The following is an 11398-nucleotide window of genomic DNA, read 5'->3' on the forward strand; positions in this document are numbered from 1 at the left end:
CAGATTAGCGCGTATCCGCCGTCAGCGTTTGTCGACGGCCGGTGCGCTCTTGCTGCTCGCCACTTCCACCTTCGGATCCTTCCAAGGCCCGGTGACGCGATAGGTCTTGGCGCTGACCGCTCCCAGCGGCTTGCCCAGCACCGCATTGGCCGCGGCCCCCACCGCCGCACCGACGGGACCGCCGACGAGCGCGCCCGCCACCGTCAGCAGATTGCCGGACTTCGGCTGCACCTCGATGGTCTGATCGAAGGTCTGCGAACGCAGATCGGCGGCGCCGCTGATCTGGATGTTGGCCGCGGGCCCTTCGATCTTCATGTCGTTGCTGCGCGCCTGGCCGGCACCGAAACTCACGCCACCGCCGATCCGGTTGAAGGCGAAGCCCTTGGAGAAGAAATCGCGGAAATCGAGCATCAACCGCCGCGGCAACTGCGCGACGCTGAGCAGGCCGAGCACGCGGCCCGCGCCGGGCTCCACCTGCACCAGCTGACCGTCCTTGATCATCAGCGACAGCGAACCTTCCAGCGCGGCGACCTTGAATCCGCCCGGCGCGCCCGGCCAGGCCGCGTCGAGATGCGCATCGCCATGACCGCCCGCGAGCCGTCCACCGAAGCCGAAGCCCGCCAGCAAAGCGCCGAAATCCCCGCTCTTCACGTCGACCTTGAGCCGCGTGCGTGCCCCGGCGCCGCGCCCGAGCCAATCACCACTCGCATCCACCTGTTGCTTCGATGCCCGCGTCTGCAGTTGCTCGATGCGCAACCCCGCCGGCACCGGACGCGTGCGCAGCGTCGCCTGCCCGAGCTGGGCCTCGCCGAAGCGCAGATCGTCGACGGACAGCTGCAGCGGTGGAATGTTCGCCGGATTGATCGTGTTCGTATCCTCGGCCGGCGGTGTGGCGGCGGCATTCGCTGCCGTCGTCGTGGATGGCTTGGTATCGGGCTTCGCCGTCGTCCAGTACAGACGATCGAACTTGCCGACGATCGCCGCGCCTTCCGCGCGCGGCAGCGTCACGGTGCCGGCCAGCGAGGCGCTATCGACCTGCACCGCCGTTCCGCCGGTGGCCGGCGACGCGGTGAGGCGGGCATTGGCAAAACTGCCGCCGACGAGATTGAGACGATCCGCGTTGACATCCACGCGCTGCAGCGACAGCCCCTTGCCCTCCCCGCCCATCGTCAGCGCAGCCCAGTCGATCGCATCGAGCGTGGGCGTGCGGCCGCTCACGACCAGACCCGACGCTGGCGGCGCCTCGGTCACCTGATGGCTGCCGAGTGCGATGCGGATGCCGGTGCGCCCGTTCGCAGTACGTGCGCGCAATGCCATCCGTTGCCCGAACGCGACCGAGATATCGCCTTCGCCGAGCGGCAGCGGCGTTTCGATCTTCGTGGGCAACGCCACTGACGCCGGTTTGTTCAACGGCGCCGGCAGCGCGAACCGCGTTCCGACCAGATCGGAGCGCAGTTGCAGCAGTGTCGGTGGCGAAACCGCCGATGCGGATGCCGGTGTCTTCGGAATCGTCACGCCGACCGTCCACATCGAACGCCCATCGACATGCGGCTTCAACCACGCCATGTCGGAGACGCGATCGAGCAGCGCATCGGCATCGCTCACGGTGTTGAGTTCGGCCTCGAACGCCTGCGACGCATCACGCACATGGCCCGGCCCGGTGCGCAGCGACAGTGTTCCGGGGCTTCCTTCGTGCAACGCGCGCATCCGCTCCGCGTCGAAGCCCTTCTCGTCGTATTTCGCCGTGCCGCGCACGTCCTCGAACGCGAGCTTCCAGCGCTTCTCGCCAAGCTTGGCGCCATCCAGCACCACGGTGCCGGCGATCCTCGGCACGTAGGGATCGGGCGCGCCGCGATGCAACGGGATATCCAGCGCGAATTGCGATGCGATCGGTCCGCTGGCGGTCAGATTGTCGAGCGTCTCGCCGATGCGCTTGTGCAGCGGGCTCTGCCGCATCAGCGTCAGTGCCGCGCCGGCATCTCCGGCGATGTCGGCGCGCACGGCAAGCTCGGCCTTGTCGAAATGCGGAATGCCGGCCTCGAGCTTCGTGATCGGCACACCGGCGATCGCGCCCTTGCCTTTCACCGTGAATCCGTCGGCGACGAAATTCACCTCGCCGTCAAGGTGATCGACCTGCGGCCACTCCGGCTGGAATTTCACGATCGCGCCTGCGAGATGCGCATCCGCTTCGAACAGGCCCTTCGCCGCCTGCCCCGACTCGCTGCGGAACGGCCAATCGTCGAGATCGCCGGACACCACGGCGCGACCGTCCTGCACATGACCACCCACCAGCCCGTTGTCGAGCCAGTGCACGGTGTTGACCGACATCCGGTGCCGCACCCAGAAGCGCTTGGCGACCGGCACGGCGATGTCGTCGAGCTTCGCGGCCAGATCGATGTAGGGCTTGGTGCCGTCGCCCTGGAACCATAGACCGCCGCGCACGTCGGCGCCGTAGCCGACGCCGTCGATGCGCAGCGCGCCGGTTTCCACTTTCCAGCCGGTACCTTCGCGCCAGCCAGCGACGCTGCCTTGCAGATGCACGTCGTGCGGCGCGCCGAAACCCGGCGGCCAATCGAAACGGAATGTCGCCGCCGGATCGAAGGCGAAGCTGAACCCATCGCCATCGCCATCCAGCGTGCCCGAGAGCCCGCTGATGCCAGGCGTGGTGCCGTGCGCCGCGAAACGCAGATTCTCGATGCGGCCACGCACATGCATCGGGCCATCGAGGCGGCCAGCGACTTCGATGCCGTGCAGCAGCGTCTCCGGCTTGCTGTCCAGCAGCCAGGTGCGCGTGCCCGGATCGAGGCGATCGCTCAAGGCCGCGAGCGCGAACAGCGGACTGGCATTGATGCGATCGGCCAGCAGCGCGAAACGCTTTCCGCCGGCGACGACGAGACCATCGAGCGTCTGCGGTTCGCGCTTGCTGCCCAGACGCAGACGCGAGGCATCGAAACGCCAACCGTCGGCATCCATGCGCGCGCGTCCGGCCACTTCCAGGCGTTCGAAATCGAGGAATGGCACCACCGTGCGGCCCGCGATCGCCGCGCCTTGCAGACGCAGATCGGTCAACTCGGATTCCACGGTGACGCCGGTCACGCGATGCTTGCTCAGATCGGCCCAGACTTCGATGCGGCCGCTGCCGCGCGCCACCCCGACGCCCGCGAAGTGCAGCAGCGACGTCCAGGCCGACAGATCGGTATCCTCGGCGATCAGATAGCTGCGGCCATCACCGCTGCGGCGATTGAAATCGGACCGGGTCTCGAACGTACTTCCAGCCGATGTGCCACCAGCCGATGTGCCACCAGCCGATGTGCCACCAGCCGATGTCGTGTCCTCGCGCATGCGCGCACGCGCCCCGATGCGGACGCGCTCGCCGTCCACGCGCAGGCGCAGGTCGATCTGCGGAATCTGCGTGCGGATGCCGATGCCGGGCGCATCGACACGCAACTTGCCGCCGATGACCTGCAATTCGCCCAATCCTTCCAGCGGCGCGAACGGGTCTTCGGTCGACTGACGCTCACCCGGCAAGCCGCGCACGTGCCAGCGGCCGGCATCGTCACGCTGCAAGGTGAGGTCGAGACCGCGCAGGCGCAGTTCGGTGAAGGAACGTCCCGGCAACAGGCCAGCGTATTGCGAGACGAGGATTTCCGCGGTGCCGATCTGCAACGTCTCCGTGCCGTCGCCGATGCGCAGGCCTTCGAGCTGCAGCAGCGGCCCCCGGCGCGTCCACTGCGTCTTCAGCCGATCGAAATGCACGGGACGATGCACCCGCTCGCCGAGCCATTCGGCCACCCACTGCGGATGCCGCTCGGCCAACGGCAGCAACTGGCTGACCACGCCGGCCGTCAGCGCCATCAGCACCAGCACGATCGCGATCGCGTACCACGCCCAGCGGCGGAGATGGCGAAGGTTGCGGCGCAGCGTCGACATCAGCCCGCCATTGCCAAGCGATACGACTTAGAGCAGCACGACATCGAACTGCTCCTGCAGATATTGCTCGTCGGCCTGGAAACGGATCGATTTGCTGAGAAACTCCTCCAGTTCCGCCACGGCCGCCGACTCTTCGTCGGTGATGCGCGCCACCACCTTCGGCGATGCGATCACCAGCAGCCGCGCGGCCTCGAACTGGCGCACGGCGCGCACGATCTCGCGGAAGATTTCGTAGGTCACGGTCTCGGCCGTCTTGAGCATGCCGCGGCCGCCGCATTCGTGGCAGGGCTCGCTGAGCTGGCGTTGCAGGCTCTCCACCGTGCGCTTGCGCGTCATTTCGACCAGGCCCAGCGGCGAGAAGTCGTACACCGTGGTCTTGGCGTGATCCTTCGCCAGCGATTTCTCCAGCGTGCGCAGCACCTGGCGGCGATGCTCCGCATCGTTCATGTCGATGAAATCGATGATGATGATGCCGCCGAGATTGCGCAGGCGCAGTTGTCGCGCCACCGCCTGCGCCGCTTCCAGATTGGTGCGGTAGACGGTTTCCTCCAGATTGCGCTGACCGAGGAAGGAGCCGGTGTTGACGTCGACCGTGGTCATCGCCTCGGTCTGGTCGATCACCAAGTAACCGCCGGATTTCAGCGGCACTTCCTTCTCCAGCGCACGCTGTATCTCGTCCTCCACGCCATACAGATCGAACACCGGCCGCGCGCCGCTGTAGTGTTCGATCTTCTCGGCGAGATCGGGCATGTATTGCGCGGCGAAGGCACGCAGGCGATCGCAGGTTTCCCGCGAATCGACCTTGACCCGCTCGACGTCGCGCCGCATCAGATCGCGCACCGCGCGCATCGGCAGCGTCAGGTCCTCGTACACGCAGGTCCCCACGCGCGCCTCGCGCACGCGCTGCTCGATCAGTGCCCAGGCGCGGCCGAGATAGGCGATGTCCTCCGCCAGCGCTTCCGAGGCCTGGCCTTCGGCATTGGTGCGCACGATATAGCCGTGATGGCTGCCATGGATGGCGAGTTCGCTTACGAGCGCCTTCAGGCGCAGGCGTTCGATCTCGTCCTCGATGCGCGCGGACACGCCGACCACGCGCGATTGCGGCAGCAGCACGAGATAGCGCGACGGAATGCTGATCTGCGTGGTCAGCCGCGCGCCCTTGCTGCCGATCGGGTCCTTCACCACCTGCACCACGATCTCCTGGCCTTCGCGCAGCAGTTCGCCGATCGGCGGCACGGGTGGCGGCGGCGGACGCACCGCGTCGTCGGCCTCGATGTCCTCGCCCTTCAGCGCATCATCCCGCAGCTCGGCCGCCGGCAGCGAGCGCATGACGTCGTTGGCATGCAGGAAGGCGGCGCGTTCCAGGCCGATCTCGACGAACGCCGCCTGCATCCCAGGCATGACCCGCTGGACCTTGCCTTTATAGATGTTGCCGACCACGCCGCGGCTCCAACCGCGCTCGATGTGCAGTTCCTGCAGCATGCCGTTCTCGACCACGGCGACGCGGGTCTCGCGCGGGGTGACGTTGACCAGGATTTCTTCGGTCATTACGCGGATCCCTCTGCAAGAGCCCGCACACCTTGCCGCGCTGACGGCGCAGCTGCGATGCGCGGACTTTCCAATGCAATTCCGAATTCCCGCAGCAGGCGCGCCGTTTCGTGCAACGGCAGCCCCATCACCCCGGAATAACTGCCGGACAGGTGCCGCACGAACGCCTCGGCCGCCCCCTGGATGGCATACGCCCCCGCCTTGCCGCGCGGCTCGCCGCTGGCGACATAGGCCGTGATAGCGGCATCGTCCAGCGCGGCGAAGCTGACCTCGGTGACACTGACCGCCTCGGCGACGCGCCCGCCCGAAGCCAGCGCCACCACCGAGATCACCTCGTGCGTGCGCCCCGACAGCCTGCGCAGCATCGCCTCCGCGTCGGCATCGTCGCGGGGCTTGCCGAAGACCTCGTCGTCCAGAACCACCTCGGTATCGGCCGCCAGCACCGTGGCGCCGGTGTCCACGCGCTGCAGGCCAGCCGCGGCTTTCTCGTGCGCGACCCGCTTCACGTAGCCTAGAGGCGACTCGCCAGGCTCGCGGCGCTCGGGGATATCGATGTCCAATACCTCGAACGCCAGCCCGAAACGGGCCAGCAGTTCGCGGCGGCGCGGCGATTGCGAAGCGAGATACAGCATCGGACAAGGATACCCTGCGACCCTTCAACGCCCCGGATGATGGATCATTTAACCCCGTTCCGACTCACGACCCGTTCACTAGGGACTGACAACCCTAGCCCTCGTCCGAAAAGGAGAGTTCCATGCCCCGCATCACCCTTCGCCCGTTGCTGCTCGCCAGCGCCCTTGCACTGAGTGTGACCACGATGACCACCGCCTGCGCCCAGAACCCCGCCCCCGCCTACGCCACCAGCGACGGCACCCTGCTCTCGGTCTCGGCCCAGGCCGAAGCCAAGCGGACGCCCGACGTCGCCACGCTCTCGACCGGCGTCGTCACCCGGGCCACGGACGCCAATGCCGCCCTGCGCGCCAACGCCGAGCAGATGACCAAGGTCATGTCCACGATCAAGTCCGCCGGCATCGCCGAGAAGGACATCCAGACCAGCGGCATCAGCGTCAACCCGAACTACAAGTACAACGAGAACCAGCCGCCGCAGATCACCGGCTACGAGGCCAGCAACACCGTGAACATCAAGGTCCGCGACATCAGCAAGCTCGGCAAGGTGCTCGATGCCCTGGTCGCCAGCGGCGCCAACCAGGTCAACGGCCCCAGCTTCGAGATCGACGAACCGGAAGCCGTCTACGACGAAGCCCGCCGCGCCGCGCTGGAGAAGGCGCAGAAGCGCGCCGAGATGTATGCCAAGTCGCTAGGCATGCAGGTGAAGCGGATCGTCAGCGTCAGCGAAGGCGCGGGTTTCCGTCCGCCGGTGCCGATGATGGCGATGCGGTCGGCCAAGGCCGAGGCGCTTGATGCTTTCTCGCCCGTGTCGCCGGGTGAAACCACGCTGAGCGCGAATCTCGACGTCGTGTTCGAGCTGGGTCGCTGAAGCACCCTCCGGCATACCGCCGCTCGCCATAGTTGGCGGGCGCGGAATCCGGGAGGCCAAAAGAAAGGCCCCTTGCTTGCGCAAGGGGCCTTTTGTTTACAGCAGTGAAACGTATTACTTGAAGTTGAACTTCGCACCGATGGTGAAGTAACGGCCAATCGCACCGCTCACGTCCAGCGGGTTGTAATGCAGGCCACCATAGGTGGTCAGATCCAGCGGAGCGATGCGGTCAGTCACGTTCTGAATCGAACCGAATACTTCCCAAGAATCCGTAGCCTTCCAGTTCGCCGACAAGTCGATCGAATAGAACGACGGAATTTCGCATCCACCCGGAGCATCGCGACCATCTGCATAAACCGTCGTGCAGAGATACTGCTTATTCTCCGAATCCCACTCGTGGTTGTTAAGCGGCTCGGTGTTGTCGAACTTGCCGCGATAGTTGACCACGCCGCTCACGCTCCAGTCTCCAACATCCCAAGTCAGACCCAGGTTGATGCGGTCCTTCGGTGTGCCGATGCAGTTGGTGACGTTGCAGTTGTCATGCGTGCCGGCGAAATTGATCGTCTCGCCATTGACCGTGCGCTCATAGCGAATCAGATGGCTCCACTGCATGTCGAGCCTCAGCTTGCCGTAGTTGCCGATGTCAAACTTCTGCTGGAAATCAAGATCGACACCACGCACCTTCGACGAATCGGCATTAATGTAAGGCGTAAATACTGCCAGCAAGGTACCGGAACCCGGGAAACCCGGAACCTCATCGTCGCCACGCACGAACAAGCCCTGCTGCAAAGCAATACCTGCGTCAAGCGGGATGATTTCATCCGTGCGCTCAATCTGCCAGCCATCGATCGTCAACGAGGTGCTCGATGTCGGCTGCAGCACAATACCCAACGAATAGCTCTTCGACTTCTCAGGCTTCAGGTTCGGATTCGCCTGGTTGGCCGCTGCGACAGTCGGCGTGCACGCTATGCCAGAAGCGATCGGCACACCACCCGGGCAACGCACTGGGTCAGCCAATCCGGTGAATCCGACAGAGAACCCATTGAGCTCGGCGAGGTTTGGAGCGCGGAAGCCTCTCGCGTAGCTACCACGGATAGCGAGCCAATCAGTCGGCTTCCATTTGGCACCGAACTTGGGCGTAAACGAATTGTCGCCATCCTTGTAGCTGTCGAAACGACCCGCAGCATTAAGCTCCAACGATTCAAGCACCGGGGCATTCAATTCGACATAGGCTGCAGTGACGGTCTGACTGCCCGAGAATGCCGAATAACCCAAGCCAACGATATCGCCAACATCGGTATAGGGTGTCGGGTTACGCGTCGCAGTCTGACGGCGCCATTCAGCACCCATCGCTATACCCAGTTGACCGCCGCGCAAATCCATCAAAGCACGCGACAACTTGAAGTCGACGAGGTCCAATCCCGTTTTGGACGAATCTTTCAGATCCGGGGACACTGCATCAAGCACCGACTGAGGCGTCAACCCGGCATTGGCACCAAGCCGCAGCCATCCACCATAGGCATTGTTCGGGTTGGTCAAAACTTCATGGAGAACGCTTTTACGAATATAGCCGCGCTGCGTTTGGTTCAACGAAGTCTGTGAGTGCATGTAACCAACGTCGTAGTCCCAAGCACCGGCAGTGCCTTTGACTCCGGCCAGGAAGCGCATGAAATCGTTCTGAACCTCTCCAGAGCGGGTCCCGACGTTGGCAAAGGTCGAATAACGCAGACGTCCATCCACACCAATCGGATTATCGGGATGAAGCGCACCGAGAATGGTGGCAGTCGGACCAGATGCGTTGTTGACGATACCGCCAGGGAAGCCGCCTGCACCGCTTACGCCGGAAGGCGTGGAGTCAAAACTACTCTTCTTGTTCGAATAGCCGAATTCGGTATACAGCTCCGCCGAATCAGACAGTGCAAAGGTGCCGCGCGCAAAGAAGTTGACGTAGCTTTCCTCAGGCATCATGTCAGACAGCAGATTCGGATCCCAGATACAGCCGCCGTTGGCATCCGTTTGATCGACTTTGCTAAACCTTGCGCAATCAGCAGCCGTTCCAAGTCCTTGCCAGGTCCCGTCCGGACGACGAATTGCACCAAGCGGAGAGGAGCCTGGGGTCAATGTGCCCCCCGGAAGCCAGCCAGCCAAATTACTATCCGTCAGCGCATAGCCCCAACGACGGGAATCACCACTGCCAATCCACTTGCGGTCCTTGCGGTCCTTGATCGTAATACGGTCCAGCTTCGAGCCTTCAATGTTGAAGAAGAAGTTGTAGCCGTCAGAAGACAGATCGCCGGTGCCCCAGGTCAGCGAACCTTTACGTTCACTGCCGCCACCGTCCTGCGACGTACCGTAGGACGCCTTCACCGTGGCGCCTTCGAAGTCTTTGCGAAGAATGACGTTGACGACGCCAGCGATCGCATCGGAGCCATAGATCGCGGAGGCGCCATCTTTCAGAACTTCGACGCGCTCCACGGCCTCGAGCGGAATCGTGCTGAGGTCGGTGAACGTCTTCTGGCCGTCGTCAGCCAAGCCGAACGGCGCCATGCGACGGCCGTTCAACAAAACGAGCGTCGAACCGGCACCCAAGCCACGCAAAGAAACGCCAGTACCGCCCGCAGCGAATCCGCCGCCGAAACTCTTAGGGATCGATCCTGCGCCATCGACAGTGAGGGTTTGCAGATAGTCGGCGAGACTGGTCTTGCCGGTACGGTCGATTTCCTGACGCGAGATGATTTGCACGGGTGAAGCTGTTTCAGCATCGGTACGGGGGATGTTGGAGCCGGTAACCTGGATGCGGTCGAGCGTCTTGGTTTCATCGCCTGATGCAGCATCCTGTGCGAAGGCGGTACCTGCAGTTGCGAACGCTGCAGAACCGACAGCGAGCGCCAGCGCGATGGCATCGCGCAGCGTGTGGGTCTTCGTAGTCATGTTGTTCTCTCTCTAAGGTCTTCAAGATGCGTGACAACCGTCCCAGAAACACGCTGGCACGAGCCATCAAGCTCAATAAACATCAATTATTTCAATAACTTACTGCATCCACGCATCATCCTTTTAGCATGGACAGCCGATTCTATGGCGGTTTCGGATGTAATTAAAGTGCCGTTAAGGGCGGCCCAAAGTTCAACCGCTCCGTAGAAGCAACAAATAGCTTGGGCCTGCTCACTGGCCCAACAGCGACAGGCCGCAACGATGCGGCCTTAGTGCTTTGGGGGGCAGATTACCCCCTCCCTCGCATTTATCCGGCGAACGTCAATGATCACAGAAAAAGTCGACTCTGGCCCTGATTCCATCCCTGTTTCCGCATCACTGATGATTCTGCACACAACTCAACAGCTTTGGCTGATTTTTAATATTATGAACCGCTGAGAAATCATCCAAATTCGAGAGATGTGGAATTATATAGACCTCATTATCACGCGACGCTATTAATTTGACAGTAATAACTCTTCCGGTCCCAAAATACAAATCGGCCGGAACATTTTTTGGTAACAGCATAATATAGCATCGACTTCCGTTTTCATCTTTAATGCGCAGCAACATCTCCCCTCGGGGATTCCTGTCAAGGGAATTACCATTATTTGGAATCTCCCTTGTTTCGTTTTTTTTAATGTCAAAAGAAATTTTTTTTGAAACAACTGTGAGATTCTTATCGTTATCATTATGAATAAAAATTCTTGGCTCTAACGGGCATCCCGCTAAAGTCATGGCTACAACCAGAATCATACATTTTAATAAAATACTCATGGCCTTGGCTCCCTAGAATGCGGGTTTCTTTCAAGAAAATCCGCGGGACCGTGATCCTTTCCATCAATCAAATAACCAGACATTTTTGAAACAGCGTGCGCTGGCAAATAAAGCGGACCCAATGATTCAGCTTGGATAGTATGCTGCATCTCTTCCTTACCAAGCGTCTCTTGGGACAAGAGCTGTACATTTGTTGGGTCAGAGCTTTCACCATATATAATAGCATTGCCTATCGTTATGGCGCCGGGCATGATCCAATCAGGCACGTTTTCAAATTGGATTGCATTATTATCAAATGTAATCTTCACATCCGTCCCAGTGACAAACCCAGCAATTGCTGCGCTACTCCCAACTGAATAGCCAATCGCTGTTGTGGATGCCGCATTCATCTTTCCTGCAACTCCTTCAACTGCATTCGAAATCTTCTCTGATTCCTGCTGAATAGCCTGCGACGCACTCACTTGAGCTTGGACTGTCTCAATGGTCTTTCCACATAAGTCACTGCCAGGCATGACGCAGCGTCCATCCGGATCAGTGAACTTGTAGGGATTGTTGTTCGCGTACCAGTACCGATTGAAGTTCTGCCCGGGCTTCTCATAGGCAGTAACCGGATCGGTGGAGAGGAACCGACCGATATTGGGATCGTAGTACCGCTGCTGCATGTAGTTCAGCCCG

General features: G+C 61.7%; 7 protein-coding genes. 1 reads left to right on the plus strand and 6 read right to left on the minus strand.

Features of this window, described 5'->3' with window-relative positions; all coding sequences use genetic code 11:
- Positions 1-21: 21 nt before the first annotated feature.
- The 3 genes from LG367_RS14930 to LG367_RS14940 are packed head-to-tail and all read right to left on the minus strand — an operon-like array spanning position 22 to position 6110.
- Positions 22-3930 carry a YhdP family protein gene (locus LG367_RS14930; protein WP_226470062.1) on the minus strand — a complete coding sequence of 1303 codons (3909 nt, stop codon included), beginning with the start codon at positions 3928-3930 and terminating at the stop codon, positions 22-24.
- Positions 3931-3957: 27 nt separating this feature from the next.
- Entirely contained in the window at positions 3958-5478 is a 1521-nt protein-coding gene (gene rng, locus LG367_RS14935) for a ribonuclease G (RefSeq protein WP_226470063.1), read from the minus strand.
- The gene (locus LG367_RS14940; RefSeq protein ID WP_226470064.1) at positions 5478-6110 is read right to left on the minus strand and encodes a Maf family protein; all 633 of its coding nucleotides are present in this window, start codon (positions 6108-6110) and stop codon (positions 5478-5480) included. The genes rng and LG367_RS14940 overlap by 1 nt, the downstream gene beginning before the upstream one ends.
- A gap of 122 nt (positions 6111-6232) precedes the next feature.
- Here LG367_RS14940 and LG367_RS14945 point away from each other — a divergent pair, with 122 nt between their 5' ends.
- The gene (locus tag LG367_RS14945) at positions 6233-6976 is read left to right on the plus strand and encodes an SIMPL domain-containing protein (RefSeq protein ID WP_226470065.1); all 744 of its coding nucleotides are present in this window, start codon (positions 6233-6235) and stop codon (positions 6974-6976) included.
- A 114-nt stretch (positions 6977-7090) separates the two neighbouring features.
- On the opposite strand, the gene LG367_RS14950 is transcribed toward LG367_RS14945, so the two are convergent.
- From LG367_RS14950 to LG367_RS14960, 3 genes are all read right to left on the minus strand, one after another.
- Positions 7091-9907, minus strand: coding sequence for a TonB-dependent receptor (locus tag LG367_RS14950; RefSeq protein ID WP_226470066.1), 2817 nt, complete (start codon positions 9905-9907; stop codon positions 7091-7093).
- Between the two features lie 375 nt (positions 9908-10282).
- On the minus strand, positions 10283-10723 hold the full coding sequence (locus tag LG367_RS14955; RefSeq protein ID WP_226470067.1) for a hypothetical protein: 441 nt from the start codon (positions 10721-10723) through the stop codon (positions 10283-10285).
- On the minus strand, positions 10720-11398 hold a 679-nt coding region (locus tag LG367_RS14960), incomplete at its 5' end, for an RHS repeat-associated core domain-containing protein (protein WP_226470068.1). The genes LG367_RS14955 and LG367_RS14960, both read right to left, overlap by 4 nt.

Source organism: Luteimonas panaciterrae, from assembly GCF_020511115.1.
Classification (GTDB): domain Bacteria; phylum Pseudomonadota; class Gammaproteobacteria; order Xanthomonadales; family Xanthomonadaceae; genus Luteimonas; species Luteimonas panaciterrae.

Bases quoted from the DNA above. Each gene is read 5' to 3' on its own strand.
- rng (WP_226470063.1), bottom strand. From the start codon at position 5,478: ATGACCGAAGAAATCCTGGTCAACGTCACCCCGCGCGAGACCCGCGTC.
- LG367_RS14940 (WP_226470064.1), bottom strand. From the start codon at position 6,110: ATGCTGTATCTCGCTTCGCAATCGCCGCGCCGCCGCGAACTGCTGGCC.
- LG367_RS14950 (WP_226470066.1), bottom strand. From the start codon at position 9,907: ATGACTACGAAGACCCACACGCTGCGCGATGCCATCGCGCTGGCGCTC.
- LG367_RS14945 (WP_226470065.1), top strand. From the start codon at position 6,233: ATGCCCCGCATCACCCTTCGCCCGTTGCTGCTCGCCAGCGCCCTTGCA.
- LG367_RS14930 (WP_226470062.1), bottom strand. From the start codon at position 3,930: ATGTCGACGCTGCGCCGCAACCTTCGCCATCTCCGCCGCTGGGCGTGG.
- LG367_RS14955 (WP_226470067.1), bottom strand. From the start codon at position 10,723: ATGAGTATTTTATTAAAATGTATGATTCTGGTTGTAGCCATGACTTTA.